The organism is Maribacter sp. Asnod1-A12, from assembly GCF_045063735.1.
Taxonomy (GTDB): Bacteria; Bacteroidota; Bacteroidia; order Flavobacteriales; family Flavobacteriaceae; genus Maribacter.
This window is the reverse complement of record NZ_JBEFNZ010000006.1, coordinates 1241863-1265985: the sequence shown is the minus strand read 5'-3', so window position 1 is coordinate 1265985 and position 24123 is coordinate 1241863. Positions and strand designations below refer to the sequence as shown.

Sequence of the window (24123 nt, the reverse complement as noted above, 5' to 3'; positions counted from 1 at the left end):
ATGCTAGATAAAAACGGAATTGCAAAAAGAATTGCACAAGAAGTGGAAGACGGCTATTATGTTAACCTTGGTATTGGTATACCAACTTTGGTTGCTAATTATGTACGTGATGATATAAGTGTTGAATTTCAAAGTGAAAACGGAATTTTGGGTATGGGTCCTTTTCCTATAGAAGGGGAAGAAGATGCAGATTTGATTAATGCGGGTAAACAAACCATTACGGCGCTACCAGGCGCATCTTATTTTGACTCTGCTACTAGTTTTGCAATGATCAGGGGTAAACACGTAGACTTGACCATTCTGGGTGCTATGGAAGTGGCAGAGAATGGTGATATTGCCAATTGGAAGATTCCTGGTAAAATGGTAAAAGGTATGGGTGGTGCTATGGATCTTGTAGCATCTGCAGAAAATATAATTGTGGCTATGATGCATACAAATAGAGCTGGAGAATCTAAGATTTTAAAGCGTTGTAGTCTTCCGTTGACAGGAGTGGGTTGTGTTAAGAAGATTGTTACCAATTTAGCTGTATTAGAAGTATCGGAAGATGGATTTTTATTGTTAGAGAGAGCACCTGGTGTTACGGTAGATGAAATTAAAGCAGCTACTGATGGTAATTTGATTTTAAAGGGTGAGGTTTTAGAAATGACGGTCTAATTGGTTTAGGTTATTCATCGGTTAAAATGGGGCTTTTATTTTTTTCACAACAGGTTATATTCAGTACACAACAATTATTGTCAAAATTTTGAAGAACGGATGTATCTTTATAATTCAATTAAACCAAATAACCTATTAATTACTTAACCTTTATGAATTCTCAAATTAACCACACAGCAAACGAACATAAAGTTCAAGTATATAGAAATGATTTTTTTAGTGGATTTCTAAGACTTACCAAAAAGTTATTTATGTTATAAATTACTTATTTAAAAATTATAAAAGAGCGACTTAAAAAGTCGCTCTTTTTTTTTGCCTTATTTCATTAGGTATGTACGGTTAGGTATCTTCAATTAATATCAATTGTGTTCATGAACTAACTTTTCTATGTTCACCACAATTTTTATAGGTTTTACCACAAAATATTTAATGTAAGAAAAAGACTACATATATTTGGAATGTAATAAAAAGTGAATCCCAAATCGCTTTGAAAAACTTAACCTAAAATGAAGTATATAGTTAGTTGCCTCGTCCTGTTGGTGCTTGTTGCCTCCTGTTCAAAAATTGAAGAAAATAATGATCCTATCATCGGTATTTGGAATCACACCGTGAAAACGGCTACCAACACAAATAAGATGGTAATTGATAATGAAGAATGGATTTTTAATGATGTTTATTTAGGTAGATTTCATGGTTATAAAGATGGGCAAGTTGTTTACTTGACAGATTTTAATTGGAGCATAAATGGTGACGTATATATTGTAAGCTATCCAGGCACTGATTTCCCCGACGATTTAGTAAAAATGCAAGAAACTGATGAAGGCACCATTCTGGTAAGAACAGAGGGTAAAGTCTTTGCAGAAAAGCAAGAATGAGTTCGCAATTGAAAAATGCCCACGAACAAAAGTATTGCCTTAATAGGTAGTGCAATGAACAGATAAGTTATCAAATCAACCTTTTTATAACATTTCCCCCGATTAGGAGCAAAGTAATTTGCTCCTTTTTTTATTTTAGGGGTATGGAACTTAAATATAAATTGTGTTCTCTTAAAGACCTTGAGGAATTAAGGCTTATTTCTGAACAAACTTTTGTAACCGCTTTTGAAAAGGATAATGATCCTATTGATTTCAAGAATTATATAGATAAAGCTTTTGCCATTGAAAAGATAAAAGGGGAGCTGTTAAATAAGAATAGCAATTTCTATTTTGCATATCACAACAGCAAAGTTATTGGTTACTTTAAACTTAATGTTGGTGATGCACAAACAGACCTTAAAACCGAGGAAAGTATAGAACTTGAGCGTATATATGTTTTAGCTGATTATCAAGGTAATGGTTTGGGAAAACATATCTTAGATTATATTAAGGGTTTGGCTTTGAGCAAGAGCAAGAAAAAGCTCTGGTTAGGGGTTTGGGAACATAATACTGCAGCTATTCGATTTTACCAACGCCAAGGTTTTGTAAAATTTGATACTCACCCTTATTATATTGGAGAAGATGAACAAACAGATTGGTTAATGGGTCATGATTTAAGTAACTTGTAGCATCAAACTAACACTTATGAAATTATACTATTTTACTTTTTTTGCATTTATTGGTTTTATAAACTTAAATGCTCAAGAATATTATTTCCCGGAAAGAAATGTAGATTGGGAAGTAAAAACTCCAAAAGATTTTAAAATTAAAGATGCAGCTTTAAAGAAAGCGGTAGAATTTGCAGAAGCCAATGAATATTCTGGTTCTAGAGACTTGCGTATTGCCATTGTAAAAGGTTTTGAAAAAGAACCATTTCATAAAATATTAGGTCCTACCAAAAAACGTGGTGGCCCTGCAGGTATGATACTTAAAAATGGATATATAGTCGCGCAATGGGGAGATACTAAAAGAGTAGATATGACTTTTAGTGTTACTAAAAGCTTTTTAAGTACAATGGCAGGTCTTGCCGAAGATGAAGGAATCATTTCGGATACAAAAAACCTGGTAGGTGATTATATCTGGGACGGCACTTTTGATGGAGCACATAATTCGAAAATTACATGGGAACATCTTTTACAACAAAACTCGGCTTGGTCTGGCGAACTTTGGGGCGGAAAAGATTGGGCTGACAGGCCACCTAGTGAAGGTGGTATTGATGATTGGAAATTAGCGCAACCTAAAGAGCCAGGTACGGTAATGGAATATAATGATGTGCGTGTTAATGTGTTGGCATATTCACTTACTCATGTATGGCGTAAACCAATGCCTTTGGTCTTAAAAGAGAGAATTATGGACAAAATCAGTGCTTCTTCTACGTGGCGCTGGTTTGGTTACGATGATGCTTGGACAGAAATTGACGGTTTACAAATGAAATCGGTAACCGGTGGTGGCCATTCTGGAGCAGGTATTTTTATTAGTGCCGAAGATATGGCGCGTTTTGGAATGTTGTTTTTAAACAATGGTAAGTGGAAGAATGAACAATTGATTTCAGAAAATTGGATAAATAAAGCAACAACTCCTTCAATTCCAAATGCGAATTACGGTTACATGTGGTGGTTGAATAAAAAAGGTGCCAGACATTGGGAAGGATTATCTGAAAACATCTATTATGCTGCCGGTTTTGGTGGTAACTTTATTGTTATAGACAAGGAAAATGATGTAGTGGTTGTTACACGTTGGCTAGAGCCTAGTAAAATTGGTGAATTTATGACTAAGGTAAACGCGGCTTTTTAAACAGTAAGAATTAAAGCTTGCATAGAATTTCAACTGCTTTTTCTAAAGTTTCCTGTTTTTTGGCAAAGCAGAATCTTAACATATAATCATTTCTGTGATCGACATTGAAAGATGAAATTGGTATAGATGCTATTCCGTTTTCAGTAATTAATCGTTCTCCTAAAGCTTCATCTTCTTCATTTGAAATGTTGGTATAGTCCAATAATTGAAAATATGTGCCTTGGGATGGTTTACATTTAAATTTGGACGATTTTATTCCATTAAGAAATAAATCTCTTTTTTCTTGGTAAAAATTGTTCAAATCTAAATAGTGTGATGGATTTTTCAGATATGTAGCCAATGCACGTTGCACCGGATGGTCTACACAGAATACCGCGAATTGATGCACTTTTCTAAATTCGGCCATTAATTCAGCTGGAGCAGCACAATAGCCCATTTTCCAACCGGTTACATGAAATGTTTTTCCGAATGATGCGCAGACAAAACTTCTATTGGCTAAATCTGGAAACCTTGAAGCACTTTCATGCACTTGTCCATCAAAAATGATATGCTCATAAACCTCATCACTCAATAGAATTATATTGGTAGGTTTTAATATGGTTTCTAATTTTTCCATATCCTCTTTGGTCAAAATACTTCCACTTGGGTTATGTGGCGTATTTATAATGACCATTTTAGTCTTGTCTGTAATCTTATTTTGAAATTTAAACCAATCAATTTTATAATCAGGAGCATCTAATTGAACATATACAGGTATACCGCCATTTAAGATAATTGCGGGCTCATAACAGTCATAAGCAGGTTTTATGACAATTACCTCGTCACCTTTATTAACAAAGGCTGTAATAGCAGTAAAAATGGCTTGAGTGGCACCAACGGTTATCGTTATTTCATTATTGGGAGAATACGTACGATGATGTAGTGATGCTATTTTCTCTGAAATAATTTCCCTGAGACCATAATACCCTTGCATAGGTGCATATTGATTATGACCAGCTATTAATGCATCATTGACCAAAGACTTCAATTTCTCATCAGCCTCAAAATTGGGAAACCCTTGAGAAAGGTCAAGAGCATGGTGCTTTCTTGCAAGATTACCAACTGTAGTGAATATCGTTGTCTTTACATCTGGTAGTTTTGATGCTTTCTTGTGCTGTTCATAGTCCATAGTAGTAAATGTAAGAATTTTAAAAACGGACATAAAAAAAAGCCCAACCGACTGGTTGAGCTTCTTAATTCCACTAAAATGAATTATGCATGCTGCATTTCATGTTTCCCTTCTTTTATTTCCTCAATTAATTTGGAATTAAAAGCTGGTAAATCATCCGGATTTCTACTGGTTACAAATCCTTCATCAACTATGACCTCTTGGTCTACCCAATTGGCTCCTGCATTAATTACATCATCTTTTATGGAATTAAATGATGTCATTTTTCTTCCTTTTACCACTCCGGCACTAATCAGTGTCCAAGGAGCGTGGCAAATTGCGGCTACTGGTTTCTTTAATTTAAAAAAGTCACGTACAAAGTCCAATGCTGTTTCTTCCCTTCTTAATAAATCTGGATTGATAACTCCACCTGGTAAAACCAAGGCATTGTAATCTTCAGCTTTAACTTCGTTTAGTGTTTTGTCTACTTTATAGCTGTTAGACCAATTACCATTTGCCCAACCTTTTATTTCTCCGTTTTTCAAACTTACGATCTCTACATTGAAGCCTTCTTTTTCCATTGCTTCTTTGGGAGATTTTAATTCACTTTCTTCAAATCCATTTGTAGCTAATATTGCTATCCTCTTCATATTATATATAGTTTTTAACGATTAATAATTTGTTTGATACTAAGTTACATATCACGTTAATAAAAATCCGTTAATGCCTTATTAATAAAGGGTTTACAAGGGTTAAACATTTATTAAATGAACTTTATAAAATTCATTTTTGGCTCATTTGAGCTGTATTTAAATGATGTATGGTTTTAGCTAAACATTCTTGTAGATTCTTTTTTACTTCTGTCTCCCAAAATCTAAATACAGTATAACCCATAGCGGTAAGTTCTTGGTTTACTTCAACGTCTCGTTGCATATTTCGTTCAATTTTTGCAATCCAGAATTCTCGGTTGGTTTTTATTTTTGGTTTACGCTCTTCCCAATTTTTACCATGCCAATATTCTCCATCTATGAATATGACCGTTTTATATTTTGGTAACGCAATATCTGGTCTTCCAATAAGTTTTTTGAAATCTATACGATATCTATATCCGGCAGCATATAATGCTTTTCTAAAAGCAAGTTCTGGTTTGGTATTCTTACCCTTGATCTTGCTCATGATCTTAGATCGCTGAGGTGTAGTGTAAAATCCTGATGCTTCGTTGAACCTTGGTACTATAATTCGTTCTTTAGTATAGTCTTTGGACATATCGTTCAATATATGAAAGATTGGCTAGATGATAATCGATACGTTCTGATTTGACGGCTTTATCAATAGACTTTCGGTAAATGAAAACTACTCTATTTATTTTGACTTATCGTAATTGTTTTGGTTTCTTATTTCTACTGGCATTTCCTGCTATTTCAATAATTCTTTTTTGTTTAGTTTCTGGTCTTTTGGCAAGTACAATCCAGCTTAATAGAATTTTCTTTGCTGATTTACTTAAACTTTCATAATACTCTAAAGCTCCCTCTCTTTTGTCAAATTCTTTTTTTAAATCTTTCGGAAGTATTAGCGCTTCTACTTCATCTAGTATTAACCAAGAACCATTTTCTTTAGCTGTTTTAATGGATTTATATCCCGCTTTTTGAATCAGTTTTTTTGAAGTTAAATACGCTACTTTATCCTTATTTACCTTAGACCAAATGCTGTTAGGTTTTCTTTTGCTAAAATATTGGATATATTTTTCTGAATCAATTGTCTTTTTAGTACTATCTATCCATCCAAAACAAAGTGCTTCATCAACTGCTTCACTCCAACTAATAGAGGCAACTTTTGTTGATTTTTTATAAAAAACAACCCAAACAGACTGTTTCAACTGGTGATTTACTTCTAACCAGTTTCTCCAATCTGCTTGACTTTTAGGATAATATGTTTCTATTTCCTCTTTATTCATTATGTTGTTCTAACCATTTTAATATGGCTTTATTAGTTTCTTGAGGTTTTTCTTGTTGGATACAATGACCACAATCTAAACTAACTATATCTACATTAGGAACAGAATCTGTTAAGTTTTCAGATTTAGGAATCATGTCTTGTTCTCCATATATCATAAGTGCAGCGTGTTTAATGATTGGATTCACGTCCGCCAATAAATACCAATTTTGGTCAAGGTTTCTATACCAATTTATTCCTCCTGTAAATCCAGATTTTTCGAAAGCAGAAACATAAACAGCTAAATCACTTTCGTTCATTATAGGGTTTCCAAGTGATTTTTCTGCTTTTGCAAGATTAATCATCATCATACCTGGTTCAAGCATTGCAAGAGGTACATTTTTTCGGAACAAATTACTAAGAAATTGAAATTTGTTTTCATCCAAAATAGCATCTGCAACTCCTACTTGTCTATTAAAGTGAACAAAATAATTATCTGGTCCAAATATTTCTTCCATCCATTCAATCCAAGGTTTTTCTCCTCTTTGCATATATGGTAAAGCCAAATTTATTATTTTATTTACTCGTTCAGGATGTAATAAAGCTAGACTCCAAACAATATTTGCTCCCCAATCGTGACCTATAAAGGTAGCTTTTTCATATCCGTAGTGGTCAAGTAGAGCAACTAGGTCTCCAGTTAAATGTTCAATACCATATGCTGTTATTTTAGTTGGGCAAGATGATTTTCCATAACCTCTTTGATTTGGAACAATAACATGATAACCAGCTTTTACAAGTTCAGGAATTTGAAAACGCCAAGAAAACGCGTTTTCTGGAAATCCGTGACAAAGTACAATAGGTTTACCTTTATTCTCTTTACCTTCTTCAAATACTTCAAGTTCTATACCATTGACTGAAATTATAGTAGATTTTGGAAATTCGATCGAATTAATACTTTTGTTCATTTATGTCGTCATTTTTTATTTTAATATTATGACTACAAAAGTAAATTGGGTGAATGACAGCCTTATGGCAAGGGTTAAAAAGAGTTATTGATATTTGTCAAAATATTCTTGTAAAGTCATATTATGTGGCTCAAATTTTTCTGTTAGAATTTCCAAATTTTGAATCCTGTCTGGTCTAAAAAACCTAAACTCTTTACGCAAACGACAAAATGCAACTAAATACCAATTTTCAGAATTTAATATGGCAAATGGTTCTATTATTCTAATTGATGCAGAATTTGCTTTATCGATATATTCTATTTTAACAAGGTTGTAATTAGTTAATGCATTTTGTAAATCTGATAAATTATTACTATTTCTCTCTCGATTTATGTTTTCGTTATAACGTGTACGTTCAAGAAGTATATTAGCTTTATCTTTTGTTGTATATTTTAGAATTGATTTAATTTTATCTATTGCTTCTGAATAGTCCTTAACAAATGATGCATCCTTACTATTTAGTACTAATTGTTCTGCAAGTATTAAAGCATTTGCTTGTTTTTCGGTAAACATTACAGGTGGAATTTTATATCCATCCATTAATGTATATCCTTTTCCTTCCTCTGTTAATACAGGGACACCAGATTGTTCCAGTGCCTTTATGTCTCTGTAAATAGTTCTTTTACTAATATTAAATTTATTAGCTAATTCTGAAGCAGTTACAATTCGTTTGGTCTGTAATTGAATTAAGATTGCAGTTAATCTTGATAGTCTATTTGTTTCGGAATAATCCATTTTTCAATGTAGTTATTGTTTTTTTCAAAGAGCTTACAACTTAAAAATAAAAAATCCCGAGCCTTTACAGGTCGGGATTTTTAAAACTGTATGATTGTAAGCTTAACCTTTAACGTTAGCGCTTAAAAATTCACGATTCATTCTCGCAATGTTTTCCAATGAAATTCCTTTTGGGCATTCAACTTCACAAGCACCGGTATTGGTACAATTACCAAATCCTTCTAGATCCATTTGTGCAACCATGTTTTGAACACGGTCTACAGCTTCTACTTGCCCTTGTGGTAATAAAGCATACTGAGATACTTTAGCACCAACGAATAACATGGCCGAAGCATTTTTACAACTTGCTACACATGCACCACAACCAATACAGGTAGCGGCATCCATTGCTTCATCTGCTGCATGTTTGGAAATAGGAGTACCGTTGGCATCCTGTGTGTTACCAGAAGTGTTTACCGAAATATAACCACCTGCATGTTGTATTCTATCAAATGCTCCTCTATCAACAACTAAATCTTTTATAACAGGAAACGCTTTTGCTCTAAATGGCTCTATTGTAATAGTATCACCATCTTTAAACATACGCATGTGCAATTGACATGTAGTTACGCCTCTATCTGGACCATGAGCTTCGCCATTGATGAACATTGAACACATACCGCAGATACCTTCTCTACAATCGTGGTCAAAAGCAACTGGCTCTTCACCGTTATTGATTAATTGTTCGTTAAGAACATCCATCATTTCTAAGAACGACATATGTTCAGAAATCTCTGTCACTTTATAATCGACCATTTTACCCGTTGCTTGGGCATTAGATTGTCTCCAAATTTTTAATGTCAGATTCATATTTTAAGTATTGAGTAATGAGTATTAGTTCATGAAACAAATCATGTGTAATAGCTCAATACTAATTATTTATAACTTCTTTGTTTTAACTCGATTTCGTTGAACTCTAAATCTTCTTTATGTAAAACGGCATCACCAGGTTCTCCTTTATACTCCCATGCAGAAACGAATGCGAAATCAACATCGTTACGTTTTGCTTCACCTTCTTGTTCTCCACCAATCTCAACTGATTCTTCTCTAAAGTGACCACCACAAGATTCTTCTCTTGCTAAGGCATCTTTAGCGAATAGTTCACCAAGTTCCAAGAAATCTGCTACACGACCAGCTTTTTCCAATTCTGCATTAAGTTCGGTTGCAGTACCAGGTACACTAACGTTTTTGTAGAAATCTTCACGAAGCGCCTTAATTTCTGCCATAGCTTCTTTTAAGCCTTCAGCGTTACGAGACATTCCACATTTCTCCCACATAATATTACCTAATTTTTTATGGTAATAATCTACAGAGTGTGATCCTTTGTTGTTTACAAAGAAATTAATTTTATCTGTTACTTCTTTTTCAGCAGCATCAAACTCAGGTGTATCCGTAGGGATTTTTCCGGTTCTAATTTCGTGAGAAAGATAATTTCCTATGGTATAAGGTAAAACAAAATAACCATCTGCTAGACCTTGCATTAATGCCGAAGCTCCTAATCTATTTGCACCGTGATCAGAGAAATTTGCTTCACCAATACAGTATAGACCGTCTACGGTAGTCATTAAGTTATAATCAACCCAAACACCACCCATTGTATAGTGTACCGCTGGGTAAATCATCATTGGTGTTTTGTACGGATCTTGATCTACGATTTTTTCGTACATCTGAAAAAGGTTTCCGTATTTAGCTTTTACTATAGCAGCACCAAATTCATATATTTTGTCTGCAGAAGCATTGTTGATGTTGTGAATCTTAGCTTGCTCTTTACCGTATCTTTCAATAGCTGAAGCAAAATCCAAGTAAACGGCTTCCCCAGTTGCATTTACACCATAACCGGCATCACAACGTTCTTTTGCTGCTCTAGATGCAACATCTCGTGGAACCAGGTTACCAAATGCAGGGTATCTTCTTTCTAGGTAGTAATCTCTTTCATCTTCAGACAGATCGGTTGGCTTTTTCTTGCCTTCGCGAATTGCCATTACATCCTCCATATTTTTAGGAACCCAAATACGACCATCATTACGTAAAGACTCTGACATCAATGTCAGTTTAGATTGATAGTCTCCAGAACGTGGAATACACGTTGGGTGAATTTGAGTATAACAAGGGTTGGCAAAGAATGCTCCTTTTTTATGTATTTTCCAAGCAGCGGTTGCATTTGATCCCATTGCATTTGTCGAAAGGAAATATACATTTCCGTATCCTCCAGAAGCAATAACAACAGCATGTGCAGAGTGGCGTTCAATTTCACCGGTAACCAAGTTACGGGCAATGATACCACGAGCTTTGCCATTTACCTTTACAACATCTAACATTTCATGACGGTTGAACGGGGTAATTTTACCACGTGCAATCTGTCTGTTCATTGCAGAATAGGCACCTAACAATAGTTGTTGTCCTGTTTGTCCTTTTGCATAAAAAGTTCTTGAAACCAATACACCACCAAAAGAACGGTTATCTAATAATCCACCATAATCACGTGCAAAAGGAACTCCTTGAGCAACACACTGGTCAATAATATTTGCAGATACCTCTGCTAATCTATATACGTTAGCTTCTCTTGAACGGTAATCACCACCTTTTACGGTATCGTAAAATAAACGGTAGGTAGAATCACCATCTCCTTGGTAGTTCTTTGCTGCGTTAATACCACCTTGTGCAGCAATAGAGTGAGCTCTTCTCGGAGAATCTTGGTAACAAAATGTTTTTACATTATAGCCCAATTCTGCTAAAGTAGCAGCAGCAGAACCACCTGCCAAGCCTGTTCCAACAACGATAACATCAATATTACGTTTGTTGGCAGGGTTAACCAAATCGATATGATTCTTATAATCGGTCCACTTCGTTTTCAACGGACCTTTAGGTACTTTTGAGTCTAATACAGACATAAGTAATAGGTATTAATGATGATTAAAATGATGAAAAAGGGCAATGAAAATAAATCCTAACGGAATTAAAATCGAATACACTTTTGCAAACAATTGTAATTTTTCTTTTCTCATGCTGGTTGCACCTGCAGACTGGAATGCAGAGCTAAAGCCATGCATAAGGTGTAGTGATAAGAATATGAAGGCGATTACATATGCACCAACACGTAACGGGTTTTCAAATTTATGAGCTAATTCCTCATAATATCTGAAGCCTTCACCGTTTGGCAGTAAGCCGGTCATGTCTCCATCAATAAACTTGGTGTTTATTTCTGGTATCCAGAAATCGATAAAGTGAAGTACTAAGAAAGCCAAAATAGCTAATCCGCTGTAAATCATATTACGGCTCATCCAAGATGAATTGGCAGCACCATTGTTTTTAGCATATTTTTTTACTCTAGCACTTCTGTTTTTAGCTTCTAATATGAAACCCATCACAAAATGATAGATAACACCGAAGATTAAAACAGGTTGCAACACATATTGTACGGCCCAAAAAGTACCCATAAAATGCGAAGCTTCATTGAACGCATCAGGACTGAAAACCGATAAGATGTTTATTGCAAAATGCTGAAGTAGAAAAAACATTAAAAAGAAAGCAGAAAGCGCCATTGCGTACTTTCTACCAATCGAAGATTTAAAAAATCCGCTCATTATTTGTTAATTTTATATGCGAATTTACATCACAAGCAAGTTATTAACAAGAATTAATGGGATTTAGTATGCCTATTTAGACTGATTTTAAAATCAATTTTCAAGATGTTTAATATTTTTCTTGAATATGTACTTTTCACTTATCAATCTTTCAACAAAATTGAAGAGTTAAATAACTTGTTTGATTTTATTTTCTGAAATATGTAGAGCCCAACTTACTGCTTCATCTAGGTTATTGAACTTATTAAACATTTTTGAAAAGAATAAATATTCGAAAATTGAACTTAAAACACCGCTTTTGGTTTTTCCGACAATGGCATAAAAAGTCATTTCGTTACGGTTTTTATAAAATTTAACCCAATCAAAAGGTAAAATGTAAAAACGATTAATTCTATTGGAAATATAAACGAGAGGATGATTGGCACCATAAATGTCATGGGCCGCTTTTACGGTTTTCTTCGCATCTTCAGATTTAAAAAAAACGCCTTCTTTCATTTCTGATACAATAATGCCTCCTTTGAAGAAATAGAATACACCGAATTCAAATTCTCTTATTTCTTTAATTTGGTGGTATAGCTCAATTTCTTTAGCTCTCTTCATTCTGGGGGTCTAAAAGAATCGCAAATATATTGATTATTACCTAAATAGCTTATTAAAACATCGATAATCGGGAAGCATTTCTGTTAGAGAACATCACTTTAAAAAGATAAGTTACTTTTCCATATTCTTTAACTGAATTTCTAATGCTTTAGTCGATAATTGTACTTCTATCAGTGATAGTACTAATGAAACCATTAAAGCGAATAAGCTAACACCAAAGATTAAATTAGCCCAGAAAGTAAGTTCTACATAAATTAAAGTCATTGTAATTACGGCAAGTAGAAAGCTGAGAATGGCTGTTGCCTGCATATTTTTAATGATAGTAAGTCGCTTACGTAGTTTTTGAACTTGCAGACCAACGGACTGTGATGCAGTTTCTTGATATTTTTGATGTAATTGTCGAATTAATGCAGCTATTGCCAAATAGCGAGCATTATATGCAAGCATGGTCAATGAAATAGCAGGGAAAAGTAATGCCGGTATACCTAAAGTGAGTTCCATAAATAATATTTCTTAATCTGTAGCTATGCCAAAATAAGTCCAAGTGACATCAATATCAAACGGATTATATTGTCCATGAATTTCGCCAGGTGCTATAGTAATGCATTTTCCGGGTCCTACTTCATGTGTTTCTCCTGATATTGTAAAAATGGCTTTGCCGGTTTGTATATGAAACACTTCATACATGGTGTCATGCTTGTGTAATTCTACTTTTTGACCCGGTTTAAAAATAGCAGTGCCATACATCATTAATTGTGGTATCTCACCACGATCAATCAGTGTTCTTTTCTTTATGCTTGGGTCATGACTTACCCCTAAATCAGGTAGTTCGTTCCAATCTACTATTTTCATATGGCTATTCTATATCAAAAGTTACCTTTTCAGTGGTTCCGTTTCCAATAATTTCAACAATGTAGCTGCCAGTTGGTAAATATGTGCTACCATTTTTGGCTTGTTTTAAAACAGTTTTATGCTTTTTAAGGTAGTTCAACTTGCCAACTTTTGAAAAGGCAACATCATAAGATAAGATGTTTAATCCCTTACTGGCTATAATTTCCGTCTCACTAACCACAATATTATCAGATGATTTTATTTTTGCTTGGTATACATCATCTCTGTCTGAGTAGAATGTTATGTCTAAACCTGGTGTACTTGCTTTAGACCAAGAACTCCAAGAGTTACCCCATCGTGAAGAATGTTTTATATTTTCCAATGGGTAAACATGTAAGTCTTTGTTTAATATTTCTGATGTCATGCTTTGTAATGCGGAAATATCGGCTTTGTAAATACTTCTACCATGTGTGCCCACAATTAAGTGTTTAGCTTCTTTCTGTATAACCAAATCATGCACGGCTACATAAGGTATTCCATTTTGAAAGGATTGCCATGTTGCACCTCTATCCAAAGTTACATATAGTCCATTATCCGTACCTACAAATAATAGATTTTCATTTTCAGCGTCTTCAATAATTACATTTACGGCAGAGGTAGGAATTTTTGCCGAAATGCTTTTCCAAGTAGCGCCTTTGTCTTCACTTACATATACATACGGTGTAAAATCATCTGAGCGATAGCCATTTAAAGTGGCATACACCCTGTTTTTTTGATGTTTGGAAGCGATAACCCTGCTAACCCATAAATTCTGTGGTAGGTTTTTAGAAATAACATTCCAAGTACCACCACCATTTTCTGTGCGTTGAATTAAACCATCATCACTACCGGTATACATTAATCCGAATTTGAAAGGTGATTCTGAAATGGTTGCTAAGGTTCCAAATGCTACATTACCCTTTTTTCCGCCTTGGGTTAAATCGCCAGAAATGGTTTCCCAAGTATCCCCTTGATTTAATGAACGATGTAGCTTGTTGCTACCCATGTATAAAATATCTTGATTATGTGGTGAAAGTAGAATAGGGGACTGCCAGTTAAAACGATACGGTGTTTCACCTAACTCATGCTTTGGCTGAATATAGTTGCGTGTTTCATTTTCTAAATCTATTCTGAAATAATTACCAAATTGGTATCCCGTGTAAACGATATTAGCATTGCGATTATCTACTTCTACCTGCATACCATCGCCACCCATAATCGATTTCCAAGGGTATTGACCTGTTTGTTGCCATTTGCTGTTTTCTTCAGCATTATTCGGTCCCATCCAAACCCCGTTATCTTGAAGTCCGCCATACACATTATATGGTTTTTCATTATCAACAGCTATGGCATAAAATTGACCAACGGTTGGTGAGTTGTTTTTAAACCAATGTTTACCATCGTCATAACTAGTATTTACTCCACCATCATTTCCGTTAATTAAATGCCCTGGTAAATTAGGATTTACCCATACCGCATGGTGATCAGAATGTACATTGTCACCACTTATAGAACTGTATGTTTTACCTCCGTCTTTAGAAGCTATAATTGGTACCCCAGATAAGTAAATGGCATCAACATTATTAGGGTCTACTGTTATTTGCGCAAAATAATACCCGTAACTATAGAATAAATCGTCTATATAATCTTCATTTTGCTTTGACCATGTGCTACCGCCATCATTACTACGATACACTTCTGCACCAATTACAGGTGTGTCAAAAAGCATAGAGTTGGCATCTTCTAAGTACAAGGCAAGGTCTGTTGGCTTTACGGCATTGCTACGTACCATCTGTTTTACATTTGCAGCTCTGTATTTTTCGTGAAAATTATTGGTCTTTAAAAACTCATTTAGGTCTTTATCGTTTAAGTCTAAGAATTGTTCTTTTGATAGGGTCTTAAAATCATCTTTTGTCAAACCAGCTTGCTTCTCTTTCTTTTCCTTGGTTGCGTTTCTTCTAAACTGACTGTCATGAACAGCATAAACAGTATTATCATTAAAGACAGCTAAACCAATTCTACCTACGCCTTCACCCGTGGGGAAACCACTTGCGGGAGTTGATATTTTTGTCCAGCTTGATCCTGCATCTGTACTCTTGTAAATACCAGAACCTTCACCGTTTCCAATAAAATCCCACGCTTTTCTATCTTTTTGCCAAGCCGCGGCATATTGAATATTGTAGTTTTTTGGCGAAACGGCAACATCTATTATTCCTGTTTTGTCATCAATGAACAAGATGTTTTTCCAAGTTTTTCCACCATCTGTAGTTTTGTAAATACCGCGCTCTTTATTTGTAGAATATAAATGACCAGTTACGCCAACCGTTACCTCATTGGCATTATCAGGATTCACCACAATACGCCCTATATGGTGAGAATCTGATAAACCCATATGTTGCCACGTTTTACCTTTGTCGGTAGATTTTAAAATACCGATACCTGCGTATGATGAACGAGAAGAATTGTTTTCCCCTGTGCCTACCCAAATAGTACCACTCTGCCAGTGAACGGCAATATCACCAAGATTTTGGGTTTGAGTTTCATCCATTACGGGAGTAAAAGAATTACCGTTGTTGTTGGTATACCATAATCCGCCAGAGGCATAAGCAACGTAATATTCAGTAGGGTTATTTTCATTAACTGCTAAATCAACAACACGACCACTCATGACGGACGGACCTATATTTTTCAGCGGTATGTTTTTAACCAAAGAACTTACATCCATGGCTTTTTTTGCTTGTAAAGACGCATCTATTTTTTGCGATGAGGTAGGTTGAATTTGTGCCGTTGCTATAGAAATGCTGGCGAATGCTAATAGGTAAAATTGTTTCATTTTCATGTTGTTGATAGTGCTGATGGTAAGTTACTGATTAGTTATGCTCTTGGCAAACTGTAATATCATTTGACTAAACTTCTATTGAAGTGATGCTTTTAATTCTTTCGATTTCGCTTGTATTTCTTTTTGTGCTTTGGAAATAGCCGTTTTAATGTCAGCATTATTATTAGTGTTAATGTCATTAATAGAATTGAGCGATAATAAATACCACTCTTCCCAAGCCGTAATAATTTGTTCTTCTTCTTTAAATGAGCTTCCATTTTTAAGTGCAGATTGGCTGAGTTCTGCTTCGTCCTCTAATCGTAGATTTGCTCGCTTCTTAAGATTTTCAATTTGTGCTTGGGCAAAAATATCAGATGCATTTACCAATTCCAGTCCACTAACTAAAGCCGCCGTGCCTACATTTTTCAAGGTTTCTTGAGACACCTTGTCAATTCGGTCATTATCGGTATGGTAAAATTGATCTGTAAAGTGCCACAATAGTAGACCGGGAATATTTGCTTTTAAAAACGGAGTATGATCACTACCACCTTCAAACGGATTGGTTTCAACTACCCAATTGGCATATTCACCTTGCTTTTTAAAGTTTGAAATAATAAAATCGTTTAGATAGTGGGGTTTCATATCCGCTAATTTTAAGACCTCACCACCCCATTCACTGTGTTTGTCTTTACCACGAGTCCAAATAGCACTTGGGTCTGGCATTTTTTCAATTAAGAAAGTTCCGCCAGTTACCGCGGTGTTTTCACCGACCATATCTAAACTAATTCCCCATTTAATACCTTTAGCTCGTTCTGGGTCTTCTTGAATATACCGGTTGGTAGAAACAATTTCATCGCCCCATAAAAAGGTCATGCTACGCTTAAAATCTATTTTGTTATCCGTAAATAATTTAGAGGCTATTCTAGCCATTTCTAATTGCGTGCCAACGCCAGTTGCATTATCATTTGCACCCGGTTCTTGTATATGTGCGCTGTATACCAAACGCTCATCTGGAAATTCATTTCCTTTAATATCCGCAACAATAGTTAGTTCTTCTGATGGATATCTTTTGGTCTGGATATTCACTAGAACGCCTGTTTTTCCTTTTTTAAGCTGTGCTATTAATTTCTCTTTTGCTTCGTAGGATAATGCAATGCCCCAAAAATTGCCATCATCCTGAGAAGGAAGACTTCTAAATTGTATAGAAGTAGTGTTCTTTTCTGGTTGTAAATATGCGGGATTATCATAAGTAAGAATCCCCAAAGCACCATTCTTTATGGCTGATTTGTAAAGCTTTCGAACATTCATTTCTGAAAATACTACTTTGCCTTTAACAGAAACTGACTCTAGTTCATCAACAGATTTAATCCAAACTACTGTTGCTTTTAAACCATCTTTAGGGGTTGAAACTGAATTTAAATAAGTCATGTTTCGGTTGGTTTCTGATAACAGCAAAGGTTTTTCGTTACCAACAATTTGCAATGATGCAGATAAGGGTTCCCAAGTTTGGTGGGTCATTGCCCGTTTTTCAATACGGTAGGTAAATCGGTCACCTTTCTTGGCTTTTTCTTCTAAAACGTAACCTGCCGCTTTTAAACTATCTGCAATAAGGTATATGGTTTTATTAAAACCGGTATTGCCAACTACGCGCCAATAATCTTCTACAAAATCCGTGGTCTCGTATGCTAGCTGACCTGTAAATTCTGGACGTACAAGTTTAAAATAATCAACTTGTTTTTCTTCAACATGCTGTGAGCATCCTGTTAAAAAAGAAAGGCAGAGTAGTGCGGGTATAATTCCCTGCCTCATGATAATTTTTTTGACTACGGTTATTCTTCCCATTTCCACTCGTTACCAATGATCAATTTTTCTTTTAAATCATTTTTAATCATAAATTCTTTAGTGGTTTCGCTATCCATTTTGGTAGCAGGTAGTGTATCTGCATTAGCAACGGCATATAGCATCATCGTACCAAAACGAGCCGTGTTTTTCATGTGGTCTTCATTTACCAAATTGAAATCATCACAGTCAGAATGGTAGCACCCGTAAATAGAACGGTCTAGATTACTGTGCACAGATAAAATTGGGACACCTTCTAACATAAAAGGTTGGTGATCGCTATGTAACCCTGACTTATTTGAAAACTTATTTTGATAGATGGTATCCTGCTTTTGAATTGCAGCTCCTAAATCTGTAAAGAATTGCTCATTATCTAACTGTCCACCAGCGTTCATACCAATAGGGTTACCAGACATATCTAAATTCATCATGTATTTGATATTGTCTATCGTATTATTTTCAATTGCTTTTTCTACCAAATATTTAGAACCTAGTAATCCTTGTTCTTCACCCATGAACATCACAAATTTTACCGTACGCTTTGGGTGCAGATTATTTGCTTTAAATGCTCTTGCAATGTCTAGTACTGCAAAAGAACCAATACCATTATCAATAGCACCAGTGGCTAGATCCCAGGAATCTAAGTGACCACCAATAACAATTTCTTCTTCCGGAATCTCTGAGCCTGGTAATGTAGCTACTACGTTTCTAGCTTTGATGACATCACTCGTATTGGTCATGTCAATTTTAGCAGTTGCTTTCTTAGATTTTAAAGTTTCTTTCAAAGCCATACCATCTTCTTTTCCAATACAAACAGCAGGGATTGGTATTAACTCTCCTGTTACAGAAGCAGTACCCGTCAATAAAACACCATTGTCCACTTGGTTGATTATGATGATACCAATAGCACCATACTTAATGGCTAAAGCTGTTTTTTCACTTCTGTGTAAATTGGTAAGTCCCTCTTCACTATCTGGAAGAATATTAATGTATACTAAAGAGATCTTTCCTTTAACGGCATCTGGGTTAGCTGCGTAATCAGCATCTAATCCATTTCCCATATCTACAATTTCGCCGGTAACGTGTGTTTCTACAGGTGCGTGACCTAAAGTAACTACTTTAATATCTTCATCATTAATCTGTAAAGAAACCTCGCCTCTTGCCCAAGCCTCTACCTCAAAAGTTTGGTAGGCTACATCTTCAAATCCGTATTCTTTAAATTTATTATAGGTATACTCTTCTGCCTTAGCACCGTTGGTAGAACCCGTAAGTCGGTGACCAATGGTTTCAGTAGCTTCTTTTAATGAACTGTAGCCTTTAGAATTTGCTTTGATTTCGGTATCTATACGTGCAAATAATTCAGCTTGTGATTCTTCTTTTTTGGTTTCTGAGCATGCCTGTAGACATAAAGCGCCTATAAATAGGTAAGCTATTTTTTTCATGAGTTGTTTGTGTTTGGTTTAGGTATACAAGTTAGCCAATTTGTAGTTAAGAATATGAGTAGGTGTTCTTGTAAATCTTACAATTCTATGCCCTATTTTTTAAGGAAACAACACATAATGCGTAATTTTATATCAAAATAAGAATTCATGAAATACGATCAAATACCTAACTCCCTGTTTATAAAGAACCGTAAGAAGTTTATGGACCGTATGCAGCCTAAAAGCATAGCTGTTTTTAACTCTAACGATATCTACCCTATTGGTGCTGATAGCGTTTTGCCTTTTGAGCAGCATAGAGATATATTTTACCTTTCTGGGGCTGATCAAGAAGAAACGATTTTAGTATTATTTCCAGATGCCATTAATAAAAAACACCGCGAAATACTTTTTGTTCGTGAAACTAATGAACATATTGCCATTTGGGAAGGTGAAAAATTGACAAAAGAGAAGGCTACAGAAGTTTCAGGTATTGAAACAGTTTGTTGGTTACAAGATTTTGAGAAAATATTCTTTGATCTAATGACAGAAGCTGATACTATATATTTTAATACCAATGAGCATTATAGACAAGCAGTAGAAACGCAGACGCGTGAAGACCGCTTTATAAAAAAATGCAAGCGAGAATATCCAGCTCATAAAGTTGCCAAGAGTAACCCAATTCTTCAAGAAATTAGAGGAATTAAAGAACCTGAGGAAATTGCTGTTATGCAAACGGCCTGTAATATCACCGAAAAAGGATTTCGTAGGCTGCTTGGTTTTGTGAAACCAGGAGTGATGGAATATGAGATTGAAGCAGAACTATTGTACGAGTTTGTTAGAAATAAATCGAAAGGTTTTGCATATCAACCCATTATTGCTTCAGGAAATAATGCCAATGTATTGCACTATTTAGAGAATAACAAACCTTGTAACGATGGTGATTTAATTCTGATGGATGTTGCAGCAGAGTATGCTAATTATTCTAGCGATTTAACTAGAACTATTCCTGCAAACGGGAAATTTACCAAACGCCAAAAAGAAGTGTATAACGCTGTTTTGCGTGTAAAAAATGAGGCTACTAAAATGTTGGTGCCTGGCACACTTTGGGCAGAATACCATAAAGAATGTGGTAAACTAATGACTTCTGAATTATTGGGACTTGGTTTATTGGATAAGGCAGATGTGCAGAATGAAAATCCTGAGTGGCCTGCTTATAAGAAGTACTTTATGCATGGCACTAGTCACCATATTGGTTTGAATACACATGATTATGGAGCATTGAAAACACCTATGAAAGCGAATATGGTGTTTACCGTAGAGCCAGGTATTTATATTCCGGCAGAAAATATGGGTATTCGTTTAGAAGATGATGTGGTCATTCAAGAAAAGGGTGAGCCTTTTAACCTGATGGCGAATATTCCTATTAAGGCAGATGAGATTGAAGAATTAATGAACAAATAAAAACGGAATATGAAATTAGTATCGTGGAATGTTAATGGTATAAGAGCTTCCGTAAAAAAGGGTTTTGAAGATATTGTAAAGGAATTTGATGCAGATGTTTTTTGCGTTCAAGAAACAAAAGCACAAGATGACCAAGTGGCTGAAGCTTTAAAAGGTATTACCGATTACAAGCTTTTCAGCAATAGCGCCGAAAGAAAAGGATATTCCGGTACCGGAATATTATCTAAAAAGGCACCTGTAAAGTTCGATAAGGACATGGGGGTTGAAGAACATGATTTAGAAGGAAGAATTACACATTCTGAATTTGAACATTTTCATTTGATCAATGTTTATATTCCTAATAGTGGAAGCGGATTAAAAAGATTGGATTACCGTGCCGGATGGGATAAAGATTTTACCAATTATCTAAAAGAATTGTCTAAATCGAAGCCTTTGATCATTACGGGCGATTTTAATGTTGCACATACCGAGAACGATTTGGCAAACCCGAAGAGTAATTACAATAAGACATCAGGATTTACCCAGGTCGAAATTGACGGATTCGAGCGTATGCTAAAGGAAGTGAACTTGGTAGATAGCTTTAGAAAGTTACACCCCAATACGTTCGATAAATATACCTTTTGGAGTGCAAGAGGAGGTGCACGTGGTAGAAATGTAGGATGGCGTTTAGATTACTTTTTGGTAAGTAAATCTATTTGGGACAAAGTAAAGTCAGCCGAAATTCATGATCAAGTTATGGGCAGTGACCATTGCCCTATTAGTTTAGAAATAGTATTTTAAAAATTAAAAACGCCCCACTTTTAGTGGGGCGTTTTTTTATGTTTGGTTGTTTTACATTCCTGGTAAAACAACAGTATCTACAACATGTATAACACCGTTAGATTGATTAACATTTGCAATTGTTACAGTAGAAATATTACCAGAAGCATCTTTTAATTGAATCTTCTTACCTTTTAGTATGGCAGTTAATTTACCACCATTTACGGTTGTCAATTCAGCTTTGCCTTTACCATCTTTAATCATTTTCATTAAATCCATGGCACTTACCTTGCCCGCAACTACATGGTAAGTTAATACTGATTGAAGTTTTGCTTTGTTTTCTGGCATTAATAAAGTCTTAACGGTTCCGTCAGGTAATTTATCGAAGGCAGCGTTTGTAGGCGCAAACACGGTAAAAGGACCTTCACCTTCTAATGTTTCAACTAATCCGGCCGCTTTTACTGCTGCAACTAAAGTTGTATGATCTTTGGAATTTACTGCATTTTCAATGATGTTTTTATTTGGATACATTTCTGCACCACCTACCATTTTGGTCTCCATCATCTTTTTTTCTTTTTTCATCATCTTCTTGTCCTTTTTCATTTCCATAGTAGCATCTTGTGCGAAAGATGAAGTAGTAAGACCTATAGTTAAGGCAAGAGTTGCAAGTTTAATCGTTTTTGAAATTTTCATAATCTAATTTTTTAGTATACCTCACTTACGGAAACCAAATTGCGAAGGTTTGGTTTTAGAGTATGAATTAGATAAAATAAATTTTTTAAAAGTTATTTTTGGTGAATTTGATGTAAAGATTTGAAATCAGACACACGATTAAGGCTGGCAATATCCAGCCTAAACTGTATTGTTGCAACGGAATCCATGAAAAAGTTTCTGCTGCCGGCGCTAAGGCGCTTATACTTCCTAAGAAATCTGGAATGCTAAAAATGAAGGTAGTTATGATAACTGCTCTAAAAACAAGAGAAGATGCATATTTTTCAGGTGTAACATTTAGAAGTATGAGAATTATGGTAATTGGGTAAATAAACATTAAAGCAGGAAGAGCAACTGTAATAATATAGCCAACATTAAATTGCCCCATTAAAACGCCTAAGATACTTCCTAAAATAGCGGTAAGGGTATATGCCAACTGTGAACCATTAAACCTAGACTTTATAAAGTCTGCCGTTCCTGTAACAATACCTACGGCAGTTGTAAAACACGCAACACCAACTAGGATGCTTAAAAAAATATTTCCAATGGCTCCTAAGCTATTTATAGTTAGACCAGAAAGCAATGCTGTTCTTGATATTTCTCTATCAAAGCTGTCATGTACTAAAGAACCTGAAAGTATTAGACCTAGATAGATTAAAAAAAGTGCTAAACCAGCTAGCCATCCGGCATTACGTATTAATGTTTTTTTGTCTTGATATGTGGCATTCTTATGTCTTAAATTAATGGATATAATAATAACACCGCCGACTACGACAGCTCCAATAGCATCAAAAGTTTGGTAGCCTTCTAAAATTCCGTTGGTAAACGGACTAGCAATGGTGGTAGTGCCGAAATCAAAAGGAAAAGAGAAAAGGGTAATTCCTATTACCAGAAGAAGAATCAATATAATTGCGGGAGTTAATATTTTGCCTAATATTCCTAGTATTTTTGAACGGTTCATGGCAAACACTAAAACTAAGCCAAAGTAAATACTACTTGTGTACCATGAAGAAATATTCCAAAAGGGCTGTATTGCCATTTCATGAGTAACAGAAGCTGTTCTTGGACTGGGTAGTGTAATTGATATGGCATAGATTAAAAAAGCATAGATCAAACTAAATGTTAGCGATACTTTATGTCCAAAATCTATTAATGTGCCTTGCAATTTTGCATGTGCTAATATCCCAAGTACTGGAATAACAACTGCAGATAGTCCAAAACCAATAGTTACCACTAACCAGTGATTGCCAGAATTGAAACCTAATAATGGAGGTAAAATAAGGTTGCCTGCCCCAAAAAAAAGAGAGAATAGAGCAAAGGCCGTAATGAGGGTTTCTTTCTTTTTGAACATGGCTGCAAATTAAGTCAAAGATTATTAAATAACAGGTATGCCATGGTTTTTCATTTAATGAAACCCTCAAAAAAAGAGCATTGACAACATGTTATGTGCTGCTCACAACAATTACTAGTGTATGCCTTTAATATACAGTACTTTAACAAAAGGAAACAAATCGTATGTGAATTTCCTTAATTTTCAACCTAATATATGAACCGCATTTTCTCGATTACCCAAATCGGAATTTTTGCATAAAAACCTACAGCATGAAAAAATTATTTTGCAGCATCTTTGGACATCACTATTCAATTTCTAAAAAAGTGACCTCTCATATTAAAGAATACAAATGTATTCACTGTCAAAAAGAAGTAACTACCGATGTTAGTGGTAACCTTTCTATTTTAACTCCTGAATTACAAGATATCAATAGAACTTTAGAGCATATTTATCAAAGAAGACACACAGCTTCGCATGCACATACACCAACGCAACAGGTAGCATAATT

The 24123-nt window shown here is 35.1% G+C and carries 24 protein-coding genes; 7 read left to right on the top strand and 17 right to left on the bottom strand.

All coding sequences use genetic code 11. The features are described 5' to 3' along the window. From ACJJVP_RS05260 to ACJJVP_RS05245, 4 genes are all read left to right on the top strand, one after another. Nucleotides 1-654 (top strand): CoA transferase subunit B, encoded by a 654-nt coding sequence (locus tag ACJJVP_RS05260; RefSeq protein ID WP_405411417.1) that lies wholly within the window; start codon nucleotides 1-3, stop codon nucleotides 652-654. A gap of 506 nt (nucleotides 655-1160) precedes the next feature. Continuing rightward, nucleotides 1161-1529 (top strand): hypothetical protein, encoded by a 369-nt coding sequence (locus ACJJVP_RS05255; RefSeq protein WP_405411415.1) that lies wholly within the window; start codon nucleotides 1161-1163, stop codon nucleotides 1527-1529. 143 nt (nucleotides 1530-1672) lie between these two features. Further along, nucleotides 1673-2197, top strand: coding sequence for a GNAT family N-acetyltransferase (locus tag ACJJVP_RS05250; protein ID WP_405411413.1), 525 nt, complete (start codon nucleotides 1673-1675; stop codon nucleotides 2195-2197). Nucleotides 2198-2213: 16 nt separating this feature from the next. Further along, the gene (locus tag ACJJVP_RS05245; RefSeq protein ID WP_405411412.1) at nucleotides 2214-3362 is read left to right on the top strand and encodes a serine hydrolase domain-containing protein; all 1149 of its coding nucleotides are present in this window, start codon (nucleotides 2214-2216) and stop codon (nucleotides 3360-3362) included. Between the two features lie 10 nt (nucleotides 3363-3372). On the opposite strand, the gene ACJJVP_RS05240 is transcribed toward ACJJVP_RS05245, so the two are convergent. The 15 genes from ACJJVP_RS05240 to ACJJVP_RS05170 form a co-directional block, all read right to left on the bottom strand. After that, nucleotides 3373-4530: a methionine aminotransferase gene (locus tag ACJJVP_RS05240; protein ID WP_405411410.1), complete on the bottom strand. Its 1158-nt coding sequence runs from the start codon at nucleotides 4528-4530 to the stop codon at nucleotides 3373-3375. A gap of 83 nt (nucleotides 4531-4613) precedes the next feature. Then, the gene (locus tag ACJJVP_RS05235) at nucleotides 4614-5159 is read right to left on the bottom strand and encodes a type 1 glutamine amidotransferase domain-containing protein (protein WP_405411408.1); all 546 of its coding nucleotides are present in this window, start codon (nucleotides 5157-5159) and stop codon (nucleotides 4614-4616) included. A 133-nt stretch (nucleotides 5160-5292) separates the two neighbouring features. After that, nucleotides 5293-5775, bottom strand: coding sequence for a very short patch repair endonuclease (locus ACJJVP_RS05230; RefSeq protein ID WP_405411405.1), 483 nt, complete (start codon nucleotides 5773-5775; stop codon nucleotides 5293-5295). Between the two features lie 106 nt (nucleotides 5776-5881). Beyond that, complete coding sequence (locus tag ACJJVP_RS05225; protein ID WP_405411403.1) at nucleotides 5882-6463, bottom strand: YdeI family protein; 582 nt, start codon at nucleotides 6461-6463, stop codon at nucleotides 5882-5884. Further along, a complete protein-coding gene (locus ACJJVP_RS05220; RefSeq protein ID WP_405411401.1) occupies nucleotides 6456-7406 on the bottom strand; it encodes an alpha/beta fold hydrolase in 951 nt (316 codons plus the stop codon). Before ACJJVP_RS05220 ends, ACJJVP_RS05225 begins: the two co-directional genes overlap by 8 nt. Before the next feature lie 84 nt (nucleotides 7407-7490). Next, a complete protein-coding gene (locus ACJJVP_RS05215; protein ID WP_405411400.1) occupies nucleotides 7491-8180 on the bottom strand; it encodes a helix-turn-helix transcriptional regulator in 690 nt (229 codons plus the stop codon). Between the two features lie 102 nt (nucleotides 8181-8282). Beyond that, a complete protein-coding gene (locus ACJJVP_RS05210) occupies nucleotides 8283-9029 on the bottom strand; it encodes a succinate dehydrogenase/fumarate reductase iron-sulfur subunit (RefSeq protein ID WP_405411397.1) in 747 nt (248 codons plus the stop codon). Between the two features lie 65 nt (nucleotides 9030-9094). Further along, the gene (locus tag ACJJVP_RS05205) at nucleotides 9095-11110 is read right to left on the bottom strand and encodes a fumarate reductase/succinate dehydrogenase flavoprotein subunit (RefSeq protein WP_405411395.1); all 2016 of its coding nucleotides are present in this window, start codon (nucleotides 11108-11110) and stop codon (nucleotides 9095-9097) included. A 12-nt stretch (nucleotides 11111-11122) separates the two neighbouring features. Then, nucleotides 11123-11803: a succinate dehydrogenase cytochrome b subunit gene (locus ACJJVP_RS05200; RefSeq protein WP_405411393.1), complete on the bottom strand. Its 681-nt coding sequence runs from the start codon at nucleotides 11801-11803 to the stop codon at nucleotides 11123-11125. A 168-nt stretch (nucleotides 11804-11971) separates the two neighbouring features. Beyond that, nucleotides 11972-12403, bottom strand: coding sequence for a hypothetical protein (locus ACJJVP_RS05195; protein ID WP_405411391.1), 432 nt, complete (start codon nucleotides 12401-12403; stop codon nucleotides 11972-11974). A gap of 111 nt (nucleotides 12404-12514) precedes the next feature. Continuing rightward, a complete protein-coding gene (locus ACJJVP_RS05190; protein ID WP_405411389.1) occupies nucleotides 12515-12904 on the bottom strand; it encodes a DUF2721 domain-containing protein in 390 nt (129 codons plus the stop codon). Between the two features lie 12 nt (nucleotides 12905-12916). After that, complete coding sequence (locus tag ACJJVP_RS05185) at nucleotides 12917-13255, bottom strand: cupin domain-containing protein (RefSeq protein WP_405411386.1); 339 nt, start codon at nucleotides 13253-13255, stop codon at nucleotides 12917-12919. A 4-nt stretch (nucleotides 13256-13259) separates the two neighbouring features. Next, a complete protein-coding gene (locus tag ACJJVP_RS05180; protein ID WP_405411385.1) occupies nucleotides 13260-16106 on the bottom strand; it encodes a WD40/YVTN/BNR-like repeat-containing protein in 2847 nt (948 codons plus the stop codon). 81 nt (nucleotides 16107-16187) lie between these two features. Further along, complete coding sequence (locus ACJJVP_RS05175; protein WP_405411382.1) at nucleotides 16188-17900, bottom strand: M28 family peptidase; 1713 nt, start codon at nucleotides 17898-17900, stop codon at nucleotides 16188-16190. Nucleotides 17901-17920: 20 nt separating this feature from the next. After that, complete coding sequence (locus ACJJVP_RS05170; protein WP_405411380.1) at nucleotides 17921-19372, bottom strand: M20/M25/M40 family metallo-hydrolase; 1452 nt, start codon at nucleotides 19370-19372, stop codon at nucleotides 17921-17923. Nucleotides 19373-19519: 147 nt separating this feature from the next. On the opposite strand from ACJJVP_RS05170, the gene ACJJVP_RS05165 reads away from it, so the two are divergent. Continuing rightward, a complete protein-coding gene (locus tag ACJJVP_RS05165; RefSeq protein WP_405411378.1) occupies nucleotides 19520-20812 on the top strand; it encodes an aminopeptidase P family protein in 1293 nt (430 codons plus the stop codon). A gap of 9 nt (nucleotides 20813-20821) precedes the next feature. After that, nucleotides 20822-21592 carry an exodeoxyribonuclease III gene (locus tag ACJJVP_RS05160; protein ID WP_405411375.1) on the top strand — a complete coding sequence of 257 codons (771 nt, stop codon included), beginning with the start codon at nucleotides 20822-20824 and terminating at the stop codon, nucleotides 21590-21592. A 51-nt stretch (nucleotides 21593-21643) separates the two neighbouring features. Here the strand turns inward: ACJJVP_RS05160 and ACJJVP_RS05155 are convergent, their stop codons facing one another. Beyond that, nucleotides 21644-22264 (bottom strand): fasciclin domain-containing protein, encoded by a 621-nt coding sequence (locus ACJJVP_RS05155; protein ID WP_405411374.1) that lies wholly within the window; start codon nucleotides 22262-22264, stop codon nucleotides 21644-21646. Nucleotides 22265-22349: 85 nt separating this feature from the next. Then, nucleotides 22350-23633 (bottom strand): branched-chain amino acid transport system II carrier protein, encoded by a 1284-nt coding sequence (locus ACJJVP_RS05150; RefSeq protein ID WP_405411372.1) that lies wholly within the window; start codon nucleotides 23631-23633, stop codon nucleotides 22350-22352. A 251-nt stretch (nucleotides 23634-23884) separates the two neighbouring features. Between ACJJVP_RS05150 and ACJJVP_RS05145 the strand changes: the two genes are divergently transcribed. Beyond that, nucleotides 23885-24121, top strand: coding sequence for a hypothetical protein (locus ACJJVP_RS05145; RefSeq protein WP_405411369.1), 237 nt, complete (start codon nucleotides 23885-23887; stop codon nucleotides 24119-24121). The last annotated feature ends 2 nt before the right edge of the window (nucleotides 24122-24123 follow it).

Bases quoted from the DNA above. Each gene is read 5' to 3' on its own strand.
- ACJJVP_RS05225 (WP_405411403.1), bottom strand. From the start codon at position 6,463: ATGAATAAAGAGGAAATAGAAACATATTATCCTAAAAGTCAAGCAGAT.
- ACJJVP_RS05220 (WP_405411401.1), bottom strand. From the start codon at position 7,406: ATGAACAAAAGTATTAATTCGATCGAATTTCCAAAATCTACTATAATT.
- ACJJVP_RS05175 (WP_405411382.1), bottom strand. From the start codon at position 17,900: ATGAGGCAGGGAATTATACCCGCACTACTCTGCCTTTCTTTTTTAACA.
- ACJJVP_RS05170 (WP_405411380.1), bottom strand. From the start codon at position 19,372: ATGAAAAAAATAGCTTACCTATTTATAGGCGCTTTATGTCTACAGGCA.
- ACJJVP_RS05150 (WP_405411372.1), bottom strand. From the start codon at position 23,633: ATGTTCAAAAAGAAAGAAACCCTCATTACGGCCTTTGCTCTATTCTCT.
- ACJJVP_RS05260 (WP_405411417.1), top strand. From the start codon at position 1: ATGCTAGATAAAAACGGAATTGCAAAAAGAATTGCACAAGAAGTGGAA.
- ACJJVP_RS05145 (WP_405411369.1), top strand. From the start codon at position 23,885: ATGAAAAAATTATTTTGCAGCATCTTTGGACATCACTATTCAATTTCT.
- ACJJVP_RS05245 (WP_405411412.1), top strand. From the start codon at position 2,214: ATGAAATTATACTATTTTACTTTTTTTGCATTTATTGGTTTTATAAAC.
- ACJJVP_RS05250 (WP_405411413.1), top strand. From the start codon at position 1,673: ATGGAACTTAAATATAAATTGTGTTCTCTTAAAGACCTTGAGGAATTA.
- ACJJVP_RS05180 (WP_405411385.1), bottom strand. From the start codon at position 16,106: ATGAAACAATTTTACCTATTAGCATTCGCCAGCATTTCTATAGCAACG.
- ACJJVP_RS05240 (WP_405411410.1), bottom strand. From the start codon at position 4,530: ATGGACTATGAACAGCACAAGAAAGCATCAAAACTACCAGATGTAAAG.
- ACJJVP_RS05185 (WP_405411386.1), bottom strand. From the start codon at position 13,255: ATGAAAATAGTAGATTGGAACGAACTACCTGATTTAGGGGTAAGTCAT.
- ACJJVP_RS05195 (WP_405411391.1), bottom strand. From the start codon at position 12,403: ATGAAGAGAGCTAAAGAAATTGAGCTATACCACCAAATTAAAGAAATA.
- ACJJVP_RS05190 (WP_405411389.1), bottom strand. From the start codon at position 12,904: ATGGAACTCACTTTAGGTATACCGGCATTACTTTTCCCTGCTATTTCA.
- ACJJVP_RS05165 (WP_405411378.1), top strand. From the start codon at position 19,520: ATGAAATACGATCAAATACCTAACTCCCTGTTTATAAAGAACCGTAAG.
- ACJJVP_RS05235 (WP_405411408.1), bottom strand. From the start codon at position 5,159: ATGAAGAGGATAGCAATATTAGCTACAAATGGATTTGAAGAAAGTGAA.
- ACJJVP_RS05205 (WP_405411395.1), bottom strand. From the start codon at position 11,110: ATGTCTGTATTAGACTCAAAAGTACCTAAAGGTCCGTTGAAAACGAAG.
- ACJJVP_RS05200 (WP_405411393.1), bottom strand. From the start codon at position 11,803: ATGAGCGGATTTTTTAAATCTTCGATTGGTAGAAAGTACGCAATGGCG.
- ACJJVP_RS05230 (WP_405411405.1), bottom strand. From the start codon at position 5,775: ATGTCCAAAGACTATACTAAAGAACGAATTATAGTACCAAGGTTCAAC.
- ACJJVP_RS05155 (WP_405411374.1), bottom strand. From the start codon at position 22,264: ATGAAAATTTCAAAAACGATTAAACTTGCAACTCTTGCCTTAACTATA.
- ACJJVP_RS05160 (WP_405411375.1), top strand. From the start codon at position 20,822: ATGAAATTAGTATCGTGGAATGTTAATGGTATAAGAGCTTCCGTAAAA.
- ACJJVP_RS05210 (WP_405411397.1), bottom strand. From the start codon at position 9,029: ATGAATCTGACATTAAAAATTTGGAGACAATCTAATGCCCAAGCAACG.
- ACJJVP_RS05255 (WP_405411415.1), top strand. From the start codon at position 1,161: ATGAAGTATATAGTTAGTTGCCTCGTCCTGTTGGTGCTTGTTGCCTCC.
- ACJJVP_RS05215 (WP_405411400.1), bottom strand. From the start codon at position 8,180: ATGGATTATTCCGAAACAAATAGACTATCAAGATTAACTGCAATCTTA.